This is a genomic window from Flavobacterium sp. CR10, assembly GCF_055814415.1.
Map to the genome: position 1 here is coordinate 5,166,192 of NZ_CP185985.1, position 20,651 is coordinate 5,186,842.

The 20,651-nt window shown below is 34.5% G+C and carries 11 protein-coding genes; 2 read left to right on the forward strand and 9 right to left on the reverse strand.

Features of this window, described 5'->3' with window-relative positions:
- Window positions 1-111: 111 nt before the first annotated feature.
- The 9 genes from ACNRYB_RS21735 to ACNRYB_RS21775 form a co-directional block, all read right to left on the reverse strand.
- A complete protein-coding gene (locus ACNRYB_RS21735; RefSeq protein WP_129745466.1) occupies window positions 112-378 on the reverse strand; it encodes a hypothetical protein in 267 nt (88 codons plus the stop codon).
- A 251-nt stretch (window positions 379-629) separates the two neighbouring features.
- Window positions 630-2,492, reverse strand: a complete 1,863-nt coding sequence (locus tag ACNRYB_RS21740; protein ID WP_473728723.1) for a TonB-dependent receptor plug domain-containing protein — start codon at window positions 2,490-2,492, stop codon at window positions 630-632.
- 448 nt (window positions 2,493-2,940) lie between these two features.
- Entirely contained in the window at window positions 2,941-4,245 is a 1,305-nt protein-coding gene (locus ACNRYB_RS21745) for a serine hydrolase domain-containing protein (RefSeq protein WP_473728724.1), read from the reverse strand.
- 4 nt (window positions 4,246-4,249) lie between these two features.
- A complete protein-coding gene (locus ACNRYB_RS21750) occupies window positions 4,250-6,751 on the reverse strand; it encodes a beta-N-acetylhexosaminidase (protein WP_473728725.1) in 2,502 nt (833 codons plus the stop codon).
- 13 nt (window positions 6,752-6,764) lie between these two features.
- Window positions 6,765-8,246: a glycoside hydrolase family 10-like protein gene (locus ACNRYB_RS21755; RefSeq protein WP_473728726.1), complete on the reverse strand. Its 1,482-nt coding sequence runs from the start codon at window positions 8,244-8,246 to the stop codon at window positions 6,765-6,767.
- Between the two features lie 153 nt (window positions 8,247-8,399).
- Window positions 8,400-10,235, reverse strand: coding sequence for an outer membrane protein assembly factor BamB family protein (locus ACNRYB_RS21760; protein ID WP_473728727.1), 1,836 nt, complete (start codon window positions 10,233-10,235; stop codon window positions 8,400-8,402).
- A gap of 171 nt (window positions 10,236-10,406) precedes the next feature.
- The gene (locus ACNRYB_RS21765) at window positions 10,407-11,234 is read right to left on the reverse strand and encodes an alpha/beta hydrolase (protein WP_473728728.1); all 828 of its coding nucleotides are present in this window, start codon (window positions 11,232-11,234) and stop codon (window positions 10,407-10,409) included.
- 57 nt (window positions 11,235-11,291) lie between these two features.
- Window positions 11,292-14,207: an FAD-binding and (Fe-S)-binding domain-containing protein gene (locus ACNRYB_RS21770; protein WP_473728729.1), complete on the reverse strand. Its 2,916-nt coding sequence runs from the start codon at window positions 14,205-14,207 to the stop codon at window positions 11,292-11,294.
- 328 nt (window positions 14,208-14,535) lie between these two features.
- Window positions 14,536-15,309, reverse strand: a complete 774-nt coding sequence (locus ACNRYB_RS21775; RefSeq protein WP_473728730.1) for a DeoR/GlpR family DNA-binding transcription regulator — start codon at window positions 15,307-15,309, stop codon at window positions 14,536-14,538.
- 225 nt (window positions 15,310-15,534) lie between these two features.
- Here ACNRYB_RS21775 and ACNRYB_RS21780 point away from each other — a divergent pair, with 225 nt between their 5' ends.
- Both ACNRYB_RS21780 and ACNRYB_RS21785 read left to right on the forward strand, forming a co-directional pair.
- Complete coding sequence (locus ACNRYB_RS21780) at window positions 15,535-18,819, forward strand: SusC/RagA family TonB-linked outer membrane protein (protein ID WP_473728731.1); 3,285 nt, start codon at window positions 15,535-15,537, stop codon at window positions 18,817-18,819.
- 33 nt (window positions 18,820-18,852) lie between these two features.
- Window positions 18,853-20,586, forward strand: coding sequence for a RagB/SusD family nutrient uptake outer membrane protein (locus ACNRYB_RS21785; RefSeq protein WP_129745449.1), 1,734 nt, complete (start codon window positions 18,853-18,855; stop codon window positions 20,584-20,586).
- Window positions 20,587-20,651 lie beyond the last annotated feature (65 nt).

Genomic DNA, 20,651 nt, shown 5'->3' on the forward strand with positions numbered 1-20,651 from the left:
AAATTGTGCAGATGTTTTTATATGCTGCCAAATTAAAACATTCATTTCATCTAAACTGTTTCAAAAAAGTAAAGGCTAACTTATATTCAAGTTAGCCTTTATTCTTTAAAATCAATCCGTTTTTGTGCCTTCATTTCCAAAAGTGCTAATATTCATATCAGAACTCTTTTTATGCCTTAATTCTTCATAATCGCTATCATCTCCCCAATCTCCGGTATTCGGTTTTTGAACAGCATCGTTTCTTTCCTGTAAATCTCCATCTATGCTTTCCTCATGCGGAAAATACATATGATATCCTAAAATTGGATCCCAATTTGATTCCTGAGTACGATCAATTCCTTCTTGGAATAAATCGTTTTGTTCGTTTTTTGTATCCATTTTTTTCTATTTTACACTTTCTTAAAATTGAAAGCTTGATTATCATTTCATTCGTAATTCAGTAAAATTCAACAAATTAAACCATAAAATTATTATATCATTTTTAAAAAAGCTTATATGATTTCCCAATTACAAAAAAATTAACATTTTTGAAAAGATTTGCTTTTAAATTCATTTAGAAACAAAACAGCCCGCAAACACAAGGCTTACAGGCTGTTTCTAACAATCTAAAGTTCTGAAAAAAATTATCCTTAAAAAGTTACCAGTTTAACCCCCAAAGTAAACCAGCGTGATGGCAGTGGTACTGCTCCTACTTCGTAATACGTTGCATTAAATATGTTTTGTCCATCTAAGAAAATGGTGAATTTATTAATTGCCTGACTTACTCTAAAATCATTTACCCAATAAGATGGTCCTGTAATTCTTTCATTAAAACGAGTTGCAAACATTACAGATAAGTTTTTAAACTGGTAATCTATCGTATTGGTAATTTGGTGTTTTAATGAAGAAATTGCATATTTTGAATACGTTTCTGTACGCATAGTTTTGAATTCAGAATCTAAATAAGTGTAGCCTAAAAGAATATTCAATCTAGAATCTTTAGAAAAATCAAATCTATAAGTTCCTCTCAAATTGATTCCGTTTGTATTTAAATCTCCTGTGTTCTGACTCTGCCAAGGCTGTGTTGTTAGATTACGCATCCAATCAATGTAATTGTCAATTTTTCTGTAGAAATAATTGGCATTCAAGCTTAAAGCTCTTTTGTTGTATTTAAATCCAATTTCGCTCTGAAAAGCATTTTCTGAATCTAAATCTGGATTTCCAACATTACCTGTTTGTTTCAAATACAAATCTGTAAACGACGGGATTCTTTGGCTTGTTCCCACATTTCCAATAATCTTAAATGCATCAGTAATAGCATAACTTGCGTCGATTCCTGGATAAATCTGCCATTTATAATCTGAATTGTAGTTTAAATACGTTCCGATATTGACATCCAGTTTTTCAGTAAAGCTTCTTCTGTATTCTGCATAAAGTCCAACATTTTCGCGATCGTGGTCTCCAATATTTGAAGAATGAATGTTTTCGTTTCTAAACTCCGCTCCAAAACCAATTTCTCCTTTAGATAATTTAACTGTAGAATTCAATTCTCCTGCAATAGAATTAGTATAATGCTGACTTCTTCCAACTGCTAAATTCGAATTTCCTAAATAACGGTAATCATCATAATTGTAACGATATGTTATTCTCGGCATAATTTTCCAATTATCGGTAATTTGATGATTGGACTGAAGATTGGCGAATGTAGTCTGAACAATTTCTGTAGAATTTTTATCTCCTGGTGCAGCGTAAAATCCGTTTGCTCCAAATCCGTTTTTGATATAACCTGCAGAACCTAAGATTTCATTTTTATCATTGATCTGCACATTTCCCTGATAGAAAATTTTATTGTTTTCGAAAGCTGTATTGTAACGGTAACCGTTGCTTTTATCATGCGAAGCAAAAAGCAAATGCTGTTGTTTTTCTTTTCCTAAAACAGCTCCCGCTTGAACTCCTGTTCCGTAAAAAGTATCACCTGTATCCTGAGTGTCTTTTTCGAAGTTAGAACCTGCATAAGTGCTTACTAAAAATCCAGAATCAGTTGGCTTTTTTGTAATAATGTTAATAGCTCCTGTTAAACTGTTGATTCCGTAAATTCTTGCTGCCGGACCGCGAACTACTTCGATTCTTTCGATTGCTTCAACCGGAAGAGGAAGATTCAGCATATTATGAGCCGTTTGCGAGTCGATTACTTTTGCTCCGTTTAACAGAACAACAGTCTGCTCAAAACTTCCTCCATCAACACTAATATCCGCTTGAGTTCCAAAAGGTCCTCTTTGTCTGATATCGACTCCGTTGGCATATTGTAGTACTTCCTGTAATGTTCTTCCTGGCAGTTTTTTTATGGTTTCGCTCGAAATAACATATACATTTCTGTTTTGCTTAGAAATTGGCGTGTTAAAACGGCCTTCATTAATAATAACTTCATCCATTTGGTTAATGGAATCCTTTTTTGTCTGTGCGTAAAAATTGGTACAAATTACTGCAAAGGCAGCAAAATAGATCTTTTTCATTTTGGTTTACTATTTTTTTGGCAAAAGTAATCTCTTACCGTACCAACAAAGCATACCAGTTTTATAATTACACCTAGTCCGGATGAATTTATGCTCGATTTGATCAAAAATCAAGCAAAACTGAGAGATATTACTTATAAATCAGATATTTAGCATGCATTTTTTTAATGCAACACTTTCTTTCCCATTATTTCTGATTTCTTCTTCTGAAATTCCAGCCTCAATCTGATTATTAGTTTTTTGACCACGCTTACTTTTCGCCACAGATTAAAAGGATTATCACAGATTTCTTTTTTATTTTGCCACTAATTGCACGAATTTTCACTAATTCTTTTTTTTACATATTTTATGTAAAAAAAATCTTTTTAATCCTTTTAATCTGTGGCTAAACTTTCCTTACAGATTGAGAAAATTAATTCGTGGAAATTCGTGTAATTCGTGGCAAACTTTATTTATTAATTTGCCTCCAGATTTTAGCACTAAAATCATCTTTGTACATTAATCTGTTCGTTCTTGTTGGATTTACACGATTCGTTAGAATAATTAAAAATCGATTTGTCTTTCTATTCATAAAGAAAAAAGTTCCTGTAAAACCCGTATGCCCAAAATCGTCTTTTGTAAAAAACTCGTCTGGTTTTCTTTTATCAAAACCTAAACCTCTGTAAATGCCTTCTTTGGCAAGAGGCGAATTTGTAAACTCTTTTACAACATTAGGTTTTAGAATCTGTTTTCCTTTATAATTACCATTATTCATAAGCATTTTACAAATTATAGCTATCGATTCGGCATTAGCAAACAAACCTGCATTTCCAGAAACGCCTCCAAAAATCGCTGCCGCTTCATCATGCACATAACCTTTTATAGTATCTTTTCGGAAAAAATTATCTACTTCCGTTGGCATTACATTATCTATCGAAGTCCATTTTAACGGATTATATCCAATTTTTGAAATGCCTAATTCCGTATAAATTTCATTGGTAAACTGATCGAGTTTTTTTCCTGTTTTGATTTCAATCATTTGCTTCACCAAAAGCAAGTTTAAATCGCTGTACAAATATTTTCCTCTTGGATTTGTATTTGCCTTCGCAATCCTTTCATAAACCGATGGATAAAATTCAGGATTCAGCCACATGTTTTTATAAATCTGAACCCAATTTTCCTTTGGTTCAAAAGAAAGATATTTCGAATCGTAAACAATGTTTTTGTTGACAAACATATTATCAAAAGGCTCAACATATTGCTCCGATTTTTGATTACTTAAAAAAGGCGAATTATCTGGCGTAGAAAGCAATGCTTGATAAAAAGTGATACTTGGCGTTAATCCAGAAGTGTGTGTTAACAGTTCGAAAAGTGTTAAATCTGAAATGGCCGTGTTTTTGTACATCGGAACAATTTCCCCAACTTGATCTGTAAGTTTTAGTTTATTGTCTCCAACCAAGCGCATTGTTACAAGCGTTGCCCCTAAAACTTTAGACATCGAAGCCAAATCGAAAACGTCATCTGATTTTACTAATTGCTTTTTAGCATAATCATGATAACCATAATTTTTAGTTATCAAGTTAGAAGCTCCTGTTCCAACAATAATCTGAGCACCAGGAAAAAAGCCTTTTTCAAGTGCATTTGTCATCATCGAATCGATGTAAACTTCAGTTCTTTTTAGATCAAAAGATTGCTTTGCTTTTTTCTGAGAATAACCTTTCGCTCCCAAAAAAATCAAGGAAACCATTATAATTTTTTCACCAATATTTTTCATAGTACTATGGATTAATTTTTAAGTCCTGCCCTGCCATTAAAGGCTCATTATTGGTTCCTGTAATTTGTATCCTAACGGCTTTTACAGGCTGTTTTGGATAAATTGATGCGTTTCCATAATCAAAATTATCGCCTTTTATAAAATCAGTTCCATTATATGAAAACTCTACAAAACCGTTATTTATTATAAATCTCGGATGATGCGGAATTCCAGTTAAAACATCAATTTTAGAAGAAGTTACAGGATTCGTAAAAGTATACAGAATCCAGTCGCCATCTTTACAGGCGACATCAGTACGCAAGTATGATTCTTCATTGTAATCTTGCAGATTCGAAATTGGAAACTTCGGATTTTCTGCCATCGACGAAGTAACTTTAACTTCTGGTTCTTGATAAGGCGAACAAGTGAATTTTACGTTTGCTGCAGACTTTTTATCTTCTTTATTTTCAACTGTAAAATCTAATCTGTACGTATTTTTTTCACTGTAATTATCAATCAAAAATCTCAAACGAGGTTTTGATTTTAATGCTTTTTCATCTGCGTAAGTCTGCACTAACTTATCATTTTCAAACAGTGAAACATTTTTAATTGTTCCATTTGCTCCATCATCTGTTGGATTAAAAGTCAAATACCAGATTCCTTTTTTATCAACATGTTCTGAGATATTTTCTGAAATTGTCAAAACTTCTGCTTTAGATGTATCCCAATTAGCAACAGGCAGTTTTTCAGCTTTTACTGCTGGACTTGCTGAATATTCATTATAAAAAACTCTGAACATATAATTTTCGTAATCTTTTGTCTGAATTGGTCCAGTATAGAAAGGCGATTGTCTTGTTGGCTCATTTCCATCTTTGTCAAAACGTACAACAGCGCCTTCATAAGGTGGAGTTACAGTGATTGTTCCGTTTTTATAAATGGCTGTTGGAGGAAAATCTCTGAAAGCGATTCCCATATCTGCCAATCTTTTCAAATGGCTATTGGTTAATCTTCCATAAAAATCATCCCAGTTTTTATCTTCTTTTTTAGACCATCCAATTTCAGACAAAGCGCTGATTCTCGGATAACTTTGGTATTCCATAATTCTTGCAGGACGATCTAAATATTCGCTCCACAAAGCGCCTTGAACTCCAATTATATTTTTTTGTTCTTCTGGCGTTAAGTCTGCATCAGGAATAGGTTCAAACGAATACGCTCTTTTTGTATCAGTAATCGCTGCCCAACGATGGCCTCGTTCTGTTTCAGATTGTGCCATATCATAATACGTAAATTGTCCCGGCATCATGATGGTTTTATATCCTTTTTTAGCCGACTCAATTCCGTAACTAATTCCTTGCCAAGCAGAAATCAATGTTTTTGGATCTATTTCTCCACCTTTCAGGATTTCATTCCAGCCGTCTGTTTTTTTATGGTATTTGTCAACAATTTTTTGAACCCTTTTAAAGAAATAATTCTGAAGCTGAAAACTATCTGTAAATCCTTCTTTCGCCATTAAAGCTTGACATTTTGGGCAATGTTCCCAATTGGCACGATTGACTTCGTCTCCTGCAACATGAATATATTCAAAAGGAAATAATCCAGAAACTTCTCTAATGATTGAATCCAAAAGATCATAGTTTTCCTCACGTCCTACACACCAAACATTTTTTACTTCGCCCTGAACACTTTTAAGTTCCTGCGTAATCGCACAGCCCACTTCTGGATACGAAGCCGTTACAGCACGCGAATGTCCCGGAATTTCTATTTCTGGTATTACTGAAATACCTCGATCGGCAGCATAAGCCACGACTTCTTTAATATCTTCCTGTGTATAAAAACCTCCATAACGTTTGTCTCCTGAACCATAAGATGGAAGCAAAACTTCGCCAGGACCTCTCCAAGCGCCTTTTAAAGTTAAATCTGGCAACGATTTAATTTCGATTCTCCAGCCGTTATCATCCGTTAAATGCCAATGAAAAACATTCATTTTATGAGCAGCCAACCAATCGATATAATTTTTTACAGTTTGTTTGTCGAAAAATTGTCTTGAACAATCGAGCATCATTCCGCGCCAGTCAAAACGAGGATAATCTTCTATTTTCACAAACGGAAGAGTTCCTTTTTTAACTTCTTTTGCAGAATAGATTTGAAGCAAAGTTTGGAAGCCGTTTAAAACTCCTTTCTCTGTTTTTCCTTTTACGAAAATTCCGCTTTGGTTTATTTCCAATTGATAACCTTCGTTCGGAAGATCTAATTTCTTATCGACTAGAAATGAAATGTTATTTTTTCCGTGTTTTTTTCCAATCGAAACAATTGGGTTAATTCCTGTATTTTTTGAAATACTTGCTGAAATATAATCGGCGCTGTTTTTTATTTTTTTGTCTACAACAATCTTTAATGGCGAAGGCAAAACAAACTGTCCCGCGCTTTGCTGAACTGATACAGGTTTCGGAATTAGGTCTAATTTTTGGGCTTGTACAAAACTAAGCGAACTTAGAAATAGGGCTAATAGAAGAATACTTTTTCTCATTTCTTTTTATATTTTATTTTGTTGAAAATTCAATCGGACTGCTTTCTGTCTGGGTCTGACTCAAAGCGGTAAGCGCATAAACGAAGTTTTCCAAACCGGCATTTGGCACTTCTAGTTTTAGAGCCGTTGTCACATAATAAATATTCAGAGGATTTGAAAAATCGGTTATTTTTCCTTTTGGAAATCTGTAAATCACATATTTCTTGTCATTTAATGCCGCTTTCCATGTTAAAACCGCTTTATCGCCTTTTTTGGCAATCACAGCATTTGTTGGCGGTTCTGGTTTTAATCTCGTAATTCTGTTTGCTTCTGGAGTTAAAGCAATGTATTTGTATTCTTTTTGAAGAAGAGGATTTCTAAGTGTATCTCCTTTTTTCAGAAAAGTAGAAGCAGTAAAATGCATAGAACCATCTATTTGAGGCATTTTACGAATCATTTCAATCTGTTTCACGATTTGATCGGGACTTCTCCATTCTGGTTCTTTAGCTGCATTAGAAATTTTGTAATCGCCGTGACCAACGTAAACATTTGCTCCATATTTATGTTCTGCCCACCATTTTGCCAAAACTTCAAAATTGGCTCGGTCAAAACCAATGTGCCAGTACAATTGAGGCGTTACATAATCAATCCAGTTTTCTTTTTGCCATTTTAAAATATTCGCATATAAATCATCATAATTGGTTGCACCTGCTCTTGTATTAGAACCTTGCGAATCTTTGGCAATATTTCGCCATACTCCAAAAGGCGAAATTCCGAATTCTACTTCAGGTTTATTGGCTATTATAGTATCTCTTATTTGTTTGATAATTAAATCGACATTGTCTCTTCTCCAATCGTCTTTGTCTTTAAACTGGCGCGGTTCTTTAGCGAAAGCTTTATCATCAGGAAATTCTTGACCTTCAATTTTATACGGATAAAAATAATCGTCCATATGAACGGCCTGAATATCATAATTTCTAACGATTTCACCCACAACAGAAGCCACAAAATCTCTGGTCTCTTTAAAACCTGGATTAAAATATCTTGATTTTCCGTAAGTCAGAAAAAGGTCTGGCCTTTTAAAATATAAGTGATTTTTTGAAAGCAGATCTCTTACTGTATCTTTCTGAACGCGATAGGGATTTAACCAAACGTGCACGTTCATACCACGTTTTCCTGCTTCATCAATCATCATCTGCAACGGATCAAAACCTGGAGCAACACCTTGAGTTCCTGTTATCCAATGCGATGCTGGTTCTTTTGTCGATTTGTAATAGGCATCGGCTGTTGGGCGAATTTGAAAAATTACGGTGTTCAAATTATTCGATCGCAAATTATCTAAAATGCTAATCATTTCAGCTTTCATCTGTTTATCTGACAATCCTGGTTTTGATGGCCAGTCGATATTATCTACTGTAGAAATCCACGCCGCTCGCATTTCTCTTTTTGGAGACTGCTGACTGAAAATTTTGGTTTGAATCAGCACTATTAGGATTAGTAATTTTAGACTTTTCATAAGGTTGTATTTTTTGGTTGATCATCCTAACAGGTTTAAAAACCTGTTAGGTTTCTAATTGATATTTATACAAAGTTAGAATTAGAACTTGAGCTCCATTCTAATATAATACCTAACAGGTTTTGAAAACCTGTTAGGATAAATGCCTCTATATTATTCTAATAAATAAATTCCGCCTTCTATAAGTGATGCCCAGACTTGTCCTTTATCATCAATTGTAAAACCATTTACGCTTGAACTTCCTAGGTTAATTTGCTTTATAATCTCAAATTTAGAAGCATCTACAATCAAAACTTCTCCTTTTCTGCTTCCTACATATATTTTGTTTCTGTTTTCTAATATTGCTGCTGGATTGTGTTCGTATCCAAGTTTTAAATCTAGCACTTTGCTTTGGTTCACCAGATTTTCTTCTGTAAGTTCAAGATCATCGCTAAGAGGCAATCTTAAAAGTAAACCGTCCATTGTTTTACCATAAAACCATTTCCCGTCTTGACTTTTTCCCATCGATTCCCTGATTTTCCATTTCTGAGTTCTTAAAAGTGTTTTTCCTGTTTCAATATCCAAAATGGTCAGAAAACGTTGCGGAGTCACAAAGTAAAGTCGGTTTTTTGTTGAAACCATATTGACATTTCCAGCAGAATAAAGGATTTGTTTGTCGTTGCCATTATTCCATTTCCAGATCAATTTTCCTGTGTTTTTATCCAGACAATACACATACGAATCCCAAACTCCAAAAATTATTTTATCGCCTTGAATTAACGGCGTTCCCTGCGAATAGGACGCTGGCAAATTATTCTGCCATATTACTTTTCCAGTCACAGCATCTGCGCAAATAAATGTTGTAGAACTCGCCGTATAAATTTTATTATTTTCTGCTATTGGTGAGCCTACCAAAACGCCGCCAACAGGAATTGTCCATTTTTGTTTGCCAGATCGTGTGTCAAATCCTACTAGGTTTCCTTCTATTGTACCGATAACTAAATTATTTTTTACGATGATTGGCGAAAAATAAATTGAATTTCCTGTCTCGGTTTTCCAATTTAAAGATTTGTTTTTAAGGTTTATAGATTTTATTTCGCCGATAGAATTCGTAAAATAAACACTCTTTTTGTCAAATGCTGGAAGGCTGTAAATTGAGGCAATATCTTTTATGTAAGGAGATTGCATTGCCAAACTATCTTTAGGAATTACAATTTTGGAAGGTTTTGACGGAACCGAAAATTTAAAAACTCCAGGTTTATCTATTTCTTTTTGATAGATACTGATACTGTCTCTACTGATAATTACTTGATTATAACTTTTTGTTTTTCCGTCCAGAGAAGTTATTGATGTTCCCATTATACCGCTCAAACCAGAGAAATCATATTTGCGTAAGGTGTGTCCGTGACCGCAAAAAGTAGCGACGGTTGGGTATTTTTCTAAAACAGAAAGCACTTCTTTGTAATTGCTCACGCTGTTATCTAACGGATAATGAGCAAAATTCAATACTTTTTTATTATTGTTTTTAAGATTGTCTTTTAGGGTTTTATCAAGCCAAAGCACATCTTCGTGTTTTACAAAACCATCACCCATTTTCATATAAGGTCCACATGGAAAACCGATGAAAAGATAATCACCTTTTGAAAACACAAAACGGTCTTCACCAAATATTTTTTTATAAGTCAAGCCAGCGCTTTCGCTCCAGTTAGTTTCATGATTTCCTGAAATGACGTAATACGGAATTTTCAACTTAGATAGAATTGAATGAACTTGTTTTAACTCGTCATCGGCACCTCTATTGGTCAAATCACCAGTTACAACCGCAAATTCGAAATCTGAATTATTGATTTCTTTTACAATATCTTGCAACAAAAAATCATTTTCATTTCCTACCGAAACGTGTAAATCTGTGAGCTGCACAAATTTGATCTGTTCTGATTTTTCTATATTTTGAGCAAAACTTGTTGTGATTACAAAAATTAGCAGTATTCTGGAAAATAGATTTTTCATTGGTAATTTTATTTAATTAAACTATAATTTATTTAGAATCTAATGGCGTTTAAGGTATGTTAGTTGTAATTCTTTGGCAAAAAAATACCTAACAGGTTTTTAAAACCTGTTAGGATAACCAACCAAAATTTATGCATTACAAATTATCGGTAGTTCGCAATGCACTTAACGTTATTTTGTTTTTATATTTTCGTTGAAGAAATCATGAAAAAACAAAAGTTGATATTTTAATGAATTCTCCCAGTATTTGAGATTGTGCTCTCCTGGGCGTTCAATATAATCGTGCTTTATTTTTTGAGCCAGCATTTTTGCATGAAGCTCTCTGTTTACTGTCATAAAGAAATCATCGACTCCACAGTCAATAATCAGTTTTAATTTATTGTCCTTTACCAAATCTAACATATTGGTAACCGTATTTTTATCCCAATTTTCTGGATGTTCCGTAATTGTTCCTAAACGTTTTTTGATGTCCCAATTTTCAGGAAACGGACGAAAATCTACTCCTCCGCTCATACTTCCTGCCGCGCCAAATACATCTTGATGTTTGAATGATAAGTACAAAGCGCCATGTCCGCCCATGCTCAAACCAGAAATGGCTCTTCCTGTACGGTCTGTAACTGTTCTGTATTGTTTATCTATAAAAGGAACTAATTCTTTTACTACATAAGTTTCATATTTAAAACTTGGATCTATCGGACTATCAAAATACCAGCTTGAGTAATTTCCGTCTACTCCAACCACTATAAAACCGTATTGATCCACCTGTTTTCCTAATTCCTTAAAATCTTTTGCCCAAGAACCATAATTTCCGCTGTAGCCATGAAGCAGATAAACCACCGGAAATGCTTTCTTGCTCTTTTTATAATTGTCGGGAACTACTACGCAAGTTTTAATATTCTTCTGCATCGAAGGACTAAAAACCTGTAATGTATCAACCTTAGCCGCTTTAGCCGTAAAAAAGAAAAGCAATACTAAGATTGAGTAAATTGTTTTTTTCATAATTGATGTTTTTTTTTTAAATAATATTTCTGAAAAGCACAGGGAAAATACAAAAAATTATTTCAAACAATCTTTCAAAATAGTCACGGGATGCATTGCTTTTCTGCTCGTTCCGTCAAAAATCTGATGTCGGCAACTGGTTCCTGCAGCCGCAATTTCTGTTGATGGTTCTGTAGCTCTGATTTTCGGAAACAAAGTATCTTCTCCCATCTTCATGCTGATTTCGTAATGCTCTTTTTCATAACCAAATGAACCTGCCATTCCGCAGCAGCCCGAATTATAAATCGTAACTTTATTATTTTTAGGAACATTCAGCATCGCAAAAGAAGCCTCAACAGAGCTTAATGATTTTTGATGGCAATGCCCATGAATTTTGATATTTTTCTCTTTTTCAGAAAATTGATCTGCGTGAATTTTTCCGTTTCCGATTTCTCTTTTGAAAAACTCCTCAACCGTAAAAGTATTTTTAGCTAATTTTTCAGCGCTTTCTTTGTCCAAAGCCAATCGAATGTATTCATCTCTGAAAGTCAATATAGCCGAAGGTTCAATCCCGACTAAAGGTGTATTTTCAGAAATTATATTTTTAAAGGTATTGACATTCTTATTGGCAATTTCTTGCGCTTCTTCCAGAAAACCTTTTGAAATAAAAGCTCTTCCGCTTTCTTCATGATCGATTACAATTACTCTATAACCTAGTTCTGTTAAGAGTTCGTAGGCATCAATTCCAACTGAAACATCGTAATAATTGGTAAATTCATCACAAAAAAGATAAATACTTCCATTCTCAAAAGAGCTGTTTGTGTTACGTTTCTTGTTCTTTTCATACCATTTTCTAAATGTTTTTGGAGCTAATAACGGTACTTGTCTTTCAGGCGCAATTCCCATTCTTTTTTTAACGAATGAAAGATTGGAAACCCAATTGGTAACAGACGGCACAAAACTTCCCAATTCATTCAATTTCGAATTGAAAGCAAATATTTTATTTCGGAAAGAAAATCCGTTTGCTTTTTGATATTGATATAAAAATTCAGCTTTTAAAGTCGCTACGTCTACATTACTTGGACATTCGCTCGCGCAAGCTTTACAGCTCACGCATAATTCGAAAACTTTGTATAATTCTTCGTGATCGAATTTATTTTCTTTTTCAGAATTTGTCAGATACTCTCTTAGGGCGTTGGCACGTGCTCGTGTAGTATCTTTTTCATTTCTCGTAGCACGATAACTCGGGCATAAAGTTCCACCCGCCGAAGGCATTTTTCTGCAATCGCCTGATCCGTTGCATTTTTCTGCGGCACGCAAAACTCCTAAACTGTCGGAGAAATCCTGAATCGTTTTTATTTCAGGTTCAACTCTTCCTGCTTCGAAACGCAGGTTTTCATCCATTTTAGAAGCATTTACAATTTTCCCAACATTCAAAATAGTATCAGGATCAAATGCTTTTTTAATTCGTTTCAGCAGTTCATAGTTTTTATCGCCAATCATAAATGGCAGAAACTCTCCACGCAGAATTCCGTCTCCATGTTCACCGCTCAATGAGCCTCTATATTTTTTTACCAAATGCGCCACTTCGGTAGATAAATTTCTAAATTGGTGTAATCCTTCTTTTGTCTTCAAATTTATCTTCGGACGCAAATGCAATTCTCCCGCTCCAGCGTGCGCATAGTAAATGGCACTTTGTCCATGTCTTTCCATCATCGCTGCAAAATCGGCAATATAATTTGGAAGATCACTTAATTCTACGGCCGTATCTTCAATAGAATCGGCTGCTTTATCATCTCCTACGATACTTCCTAAAAGCCCAAGACCTGCTTTTCGAACTTCGTTTACTTTGTCAATATCCGCTCCATAGATTTTTGGTAAGGCATATCCGAAACCATTAATTTGAAGATCTTTAATCAAAGCATCGGCTTGCAATTCGGCATCTTCCATGCTAATATGCGATCCGACTTCAAGCATGATAACAGCTTTTGGTTCGCCTACAATAAAGAATCTATTTTTAGCCTGTTCTCTATTGGTTTTGGTACAGTCTAAAATCGTGTCGTCCATCATTTCGCAAGTGTATAAATGATGCTTCATTGCAGTGACAACGGCTTCTAAACTTTCTTGAATGGTATGAAAATGCGCTACCACCATAATATTGTTTACTGGTGGCAAGTCGTCTACTTTTAAAGTAATTTCTGTTGTAAATGCCAGTGTTCCTTCACTTCCGCAAAGCAATTTCCCTAAATTGACGGTATCTTCTGTTCCTGAAAAAAGTTTCGATTTCAGTAAAACATCAATTGCGTAACCTGTATTTCTTCTGTGAATTTCTGGTTTTGGAAATTCTTTTAGGATTTCTTCCTGATTTTCTTTGTTCGAAAGTTCTTCGTAAATCGTTTTGTAAATTTTATTTTCTAAAGAATCTCCTTTGGTTTTCTCGATAAATTCTTCAGAAGTTAAATCTTTAAATACTGCTGTAGTTCCGTCGCTTAAAACGGCTTTTATTTCTACAATTTTATCTCGGGTAACTCCGTAACGAATTGAGGTTGTTCCTGACGAATTATTTCCGACCATTCCGCCAATCATACATCTATTGGTAGTTGATGTTGTTGGAGCAAAAAACAGTCCGTGCGGTTTTAAATATAAATTCAGTTCATCGCGAATTACTCCTGGCTGAACGGTTATGGTTTTCTTTTTAGGATCAAAAGAAACAATTTTATTAAAATGCTTAGAAACATCTACAATGATTCCGCTACCAACGGTTTGGCCTGCCAAAGAAGTTCCAGCCGTTCTTGGCGTTATTGAAATCTTATTCTTTGAGGCAAAACGAATAATATTGATAATATCATTTTCTGATTTCGGAATGGCCACGGCAAGCGGCATAATTCTGTAAGCAGAGGCGTCTGTGGCGTATATTTTTTTATGAAGATCATCATAAAAAAGGTTTCCTTCTAATGAAGTTTCTAATTCTTGTAGTTGGAGAGAATCGGACATTTAATGGTTCTGTTGCTTTTGTTTTTTTAATACATGTCTTATTTCTGCACTTCGCTAAAAAGCTATTTGACAAAAACAATACATTCTAAATTCTATTAGAACTCAATATTTATTAAAATTCCTATTTTAAAGCTTTGAACTTCCTAAATGCGCCAAAAAATGACAAGCCTACTGAGGTGTATTTTTCATAAATATATCTGACTAATAAAAATTAGTTTTAACAAATATAAATACAAAAAGCATACGAATACATTATTTTGCGTTTTTTAACATAATAAATTTTAAATAACGCAACAAAACGCAAAATTAATATTAGATAAATTTAAAATTATAAGATAAACACTCCAGATTTCCTATATTCATCTAGTCTTTCATCTTCTGGATCTAATTCAGTTACGATAGTATCGAGCTGCTTAAGATCACATACGCTGTGAGGCATTTTAGTATTCAATTTATCCGAAGAAAACATGGAAACTACTCTATCAGAAGCTTCTATCATGGCTTTTTTCACAATTGAAATTTCGTAGCCCACTTCTGTAAGACCTTGTTTCACACTTATACTGCTGGCGCCAATGAAGCAAATATCGGCCTTAATTTTAGAAACGACCTGAATCACATCCATACCAATGGTTACCATTGCATTTTTCTGCATTTTTCCTCCAATAAAAATCAAATCGATATTGGGATGCTGAGACAATTGCATCGCTATTGGCAAACTATATGTATATATTGTAGCTTTTAAATCGGCCGGAATTAACTTTGCAAAAACTAAATTGGTGCTTCCTCCACTCATTATAATAACCTGATCATCATGAAGTAGAGACAATGCTTTTGTCACAATCTGCTTTTTCTGCTCTTCTGCAGCTATTGCTATATCAAATACATTTGAAGATTTCTCTTTAACTTGAACCGCACCGCCGTATACTTTCTCTAACAGCTTTTTACTATCCAATTCGTTCAAATCTCTTCTTATTGTATCTTCAGACAAATCGAGAGCCAAAGCTAAATCTGTTGTAACAACTTTTTGGTCTTCAATAAGTTTAGTCATTATATATTTATGTCTTTCGGCTTTCAGCATGTTTTTATAAAAGTTAAAATTCATCACAAATATATCAAATATTTCATTCCATATTAGAAAAAGCCTTAAAAACTGCAAAATCATGCATTAGTAAGATTTTCAAAACAAATTCAATTCTTATTTTTCATTAAAAAATGCGTTATTTTGCGTTTTTTAAATTATTTTTAGAAAAAAAACATGCAAAAATGCATTTATATGCAATAATTAAATATATTTGCTCAACAACAACCATAAAAAACCAGATTAATCATGAAAAAATTACTCTTTATTTCAGTGTTGTTTTTGTGCATTCAAGCAGCATTTGGACAAACAAAAACGGTTACTGGAACTGTAAAAAACAAGAAGGATGGCTTTCCACTTCCTGGAGTTAGTGTCCTTATTCAAGGAACATCAAATGGCACAACTACAGATTTTGATGGAAAATACAGCATTAGTGTTGCTCCTGGACGAAGCCTTAGCTTTAGCTACATGGGTTTTGAAACTGCAGTAGTGAAAGTTGATGGACAACAGAAAATCAATATTGATATGGCAGAAAGTGCCGCAAAGTTAGATGAAGTAGTTGTAGTGGGATTCTCTTCGCAAAAGAAAGTAAATCTTACAGGTGCAGTTGCTAAAGTTGATGTTAAAAAAGCTTTAGGAAGCATTCCTGTTACAGATATTACAAAAGGTTTACAGGGAACTACGCCAGGACTTAATATTACTTATAATTCAGGTAGTATCGGTAAACAATCAAAAATTAATATTCGTGGAGCCGGAACTATTGTAAACGGAGAGGTTTCAGGATCTCCACTTATTTTAGTTGATGGTGTACCAGGTGACCTTTCTTTATTAAATGCAGAAGATGTAGAATCGATGTCTGTTCTTAAAGATGCAGCCTCTGCTTCTATTTATGGTGCACGTGCGGCATTTGGAGTTATATTGGTTACCACTAAAAGCGGTAAAAATGCAAAAGGTAAAGTACGATTTGCTTATAGCGTAAATACTGGTATTAGCAACCCAATTTCGTTGATTCAATTTAATGATCCTACAGTAGAGCTACCTGCAATGATCGAGGCACAAGCTAGAGCGGGTAACGCCAATCCAGAGTCTTTTGGCATGAACTACAAGACATTATTGCCGGGTATTATTAACTGGAAAGAAAAATATGCTGCTACAAGAAATCCTAATGATAAAAACATGATTTTAGGAGAGGATTTTGACGTGATTGGCGGCAGAGAATATTTTTATAGAATCTGGAATCCGCATGATGAAATGCTAAAAAAGAATTCTATACAAACGCTTCATAATTTATCAGCTCAAGGTTCTTTGGGAGAAAAAAGCTCATTTATTGTTTCGTTAGGTCTTGCTAATCAAGATGGTGTAATGAAAATTAATACCGAAACCAATAAAAGATTCAGTCTTAATATGGGTATGACTACTCAATTAACAAACTGGCTTACTGGAGATTTTAAAGTATTGGGAACTTTCCAAGAATATGATTCTCCTTTTAACTACTATAACAATGGTGTGGATACTGCTGGTAATGGTTATTTTGGATACTACATGCGTTGGGGATCTTATTTCCCATACGGGACTTACAATGGGACTTACTTCAGACATGCTCCAGGTTACATGGCAAATGCATCTCAAAATGAGAATAAGTCAAATGATATGAGGATAAGCGGAAAACTTACTGCTCAAATTACAAAAGACTTTAATCTTATTGGAGAATATAGTATCAATACTAATTTTTCAAGCCTTAAAATGAATGGTGGTCAAGTGCCACTTTGGGACTGGTGGACAAGTGCTGCTGACTTAGTTGCGGGCAAACCGACATCTATGGAAACTGCAAACGATTTTGTTGCACAAGCCAAAACATCTTACACTAGAAATGTAGCCAATATTTATGCAAATTATACTAAAACATTGGGTGAAAACCATAACTTTAAAGTATTAGGAGGTTTAAACACTGAGTGGTACGATCAAGAAAGAACTTATGCTCGTAGAAATACACTCTTAGACAAAACCAAACCAGAGTTTAATTTAGCTATTGGTGATCAATTTACTGCACCTCTTGTGGCTAATGATATCTTAAATCCAGGTTTATCAAGATATGCTATTGCTGGATTCTTTGCACGTGTGAATTATGACTACAAAGGAAAATATCTTTTGGAAGTAAACGGACGTTATGACGGTTCGTCAAAATTCCCTACAGATGAGCAATGGGGATTCTTCCCTTCTGCTTCTGTTGGATACAGAATTTCGGAAGAAGCTTTCATGGAAGGTACAAAAAGCTGGTTAAATGATTTGAAAATTAGAGGATCTGTTGGTTCAATTGGAAATCAGAATATTGCTAACAATGCCTTTCTACCTGTTATGACTAATGTTACTACTAATCCCAACCCTTATTGGATAGGAAGCGGTACAACCATTCCTCCTACTGTGAATCAGCCATCAAATGTTGATCCGAATTTGACTTGGGAAAAAGTAACTACTCAGGATATTGGTATCGATATTCGTATCTTCAATATGCTTGGATTAACTTTTGACTATTATCAAAGAGATACTAAAGGAATGTTGGCTCCAGGTAAAACACTTCCAGGTTCATTTGGTCAGGCTGCTGCCAATACAAACTCAGGAAATTTAAGAACAAAAGGTTGGGAGCTTGCTCTTAACTTCAACAAACAAATAAACCAAAACATTAGTGTTTATGCAGATCTTACCCTTTCAGACAATACTACTGAAGTAACAGAATGGAACAACTCTGCTAAACTGATCTCTACTTCATCTTTTTACGCAGGTCAAAAACTTGGCGAAATCTGGGGATTGGAAACAGACCGTTTGATTCAAACTACAGATCAAATTGATGCAACTGGATTAATCATAAATGGTGTTGATTATAAAAATATTAGAACAGGTGCTTTTAAATTTGGCGCTGGAGATGTAATGTATAAAGATTTAGATGGTGATGGTGTAATCTCAAGAGGAGATGGAACAGCTCTTAAACCAGGAGATTTAAAAGTTATTGGTAATACAACTCCTCGTTACCAATATGGAATTCGTTTAGGAAGTGCTTTATACGGATTTGACATTGATGCTTTCTTTCAAGGAGTGGGTAAACGTGAATACTGGGCGACTTCTGATTTAGTATTGCCATTCTACAATAGAACAGATGCTATGTATGTAAACCAGAATGATTACTGGACACCAGAAAACACAGATGCTTATTTCCCTAATCCGTACCCTAACCATGCTGGAAACGCTTTTGGAACTTATGCGCCTGGATCTAACAACTTTGTGGCACAGTCACGTTATTTATTAGACATGTCTTATTTACGCTTAAAGTCAGTAACGATTGGATACACTTTTCCTAAAAGCATTACCGAAAAAATCGGAATCGATAAAATTAGACCTTACGTTTCTGGCTTAAACTTAGCGACTTGGAAAAGCAGTAAATTGCCAGTAGATCCTGAGATTAATGAAACTGAAGCAGCTTGGGGAAGAACTTTCCCTTATTCTAAAACGATATCATTTGGTATTCAACTTGCTTTCTAAAAAAGGTATTTAAAAATTAAAAAATTAATCAAAATGAGAAAATATATAACAAACTCTAGGATAAAACTAACAGTTGCCTTATTTGCTATTGCAAGTGTAACGGTTAGCTGTTCAGATTTTTTGGATACACCACCTGAAGATGTTTTTACAGATGACAATTTTTGGACTTCAGAAAATAACGTAAAAACATTCTCTTGGTTGAACTACAATACCTTTAACGGTTATGGAAATAATGCAGGTACTACAGCTGACTTCTACTTCCATTCAGGAACAGGGTTAATAGATGACAACCTAGCTAATAACGTTTTTACAAACTTTCCAACGGCTCCAAATGCAACAAATGCAAACTGGAACGAATACTACACTTTGGTTCGTCGTTGCAATCTTATGCTTGCAAGAGTACCTAATGTGCCAATGGATCAGACAAAGAAAAATCACTACATAGGTGTTGCTAAATTCTTTAGAGCGCATACTTATTTCCGTTTAGCACAGCAGTTTGGCGATGTTCCTTATACAGATGAATATTTAGTTCAAAATGATGCTAAAGTATATAAGCCAGCTTTATCAAGAGCAGAAGTTATTGACAATGTAATTAAAGATTTGGAAGAAGCAATTCCGATGTTACTAAACGTTGATGACAGCAATGTTACTGTTAATAAATTTACTGCTTATGCTCTATTAAGCCGAGTGTGTTTAAGTGAAGGCACTTACAGAAAATACAATGGAGGGCAAAATGGAAATGCTTATCTTCAGAAAGCAAAAGAAGCTTCTTTAGCCGTAATGAATAACAACGCTTACAAATTAAACGCTGATTGGAAATCTCTTTACAATTCTGTCGAATTATTAGGAAATACTGAAGTAATCTTAACAAAAAGATACATAAAAGGTGTTTTAGGAAATGGAATCCAAGCCTACACTAATACATCCACTGTTCAAAACGGATTGACAAAATTTGCAGCACAAAGTTATGTAACTACTAATGGACTACCTATTAAACAAGCTGGCAATACTCAATATTTAGGCGATAACACTATTGCCAATACCTTTGCCAACAGAGACCCTCGATTTGCTAAAGCATTTAGCAATGTAGATTATGCTTATTCTGATAAACCTTATACTGGTCTGACATCTATTACTGGTTATGTGTTCCAATTATATAACAATCCTGCTACAACAGGCACAGAGGTTACCACAATTGGTCAAAATCAAATTGACGCTCCAGTTTTCACACTAAGTGAAGTTTATTTAAACTATGCTGAAGCTTGTGCAGAATTAGGAACTATCACTACTGCAGATCTTAATTTATCTATTAATAAAGTTCGCACACGTGCTGGAATTGCAACTTTGACTACAGATGGCGTAAATGCATCTGCTAATGGCGTACAGATAGATGATCCGCAAAGAACAGCAGCATTAGAACAAATTTCAGGAATTGTTAATCCAATTATATGGGAGATTCGTCGTGAGCGCAGAATCGAGTTTATGAGCTGGACTACCATGAGAAAAGAAGATCTAATGCGTTGGAAAAAAGGAGATTATTTAGACACAAATGCTAATCCTGATGTTGCTTTAGGAGCTAAAATAGTGGATCTAATAGGAACTAATTCTAAAACAAAAGTAAACGCAGAAGGATATGTAATTCCTTATGCTGCTGGTGTTGCAAGAACATTTGTTTCGCCAAAAAATTACTTAAGTGCTATACCAACAAATGATATCAATTTATACGCTGCAGAAGGTGTAGAATTAAAACAAAATCCAGGTTGGTAATTCGGTAACCACTGAAAAACCACATCTTATAATACTGCCTCCTACGTGAGACTTTTAGGAGGCAG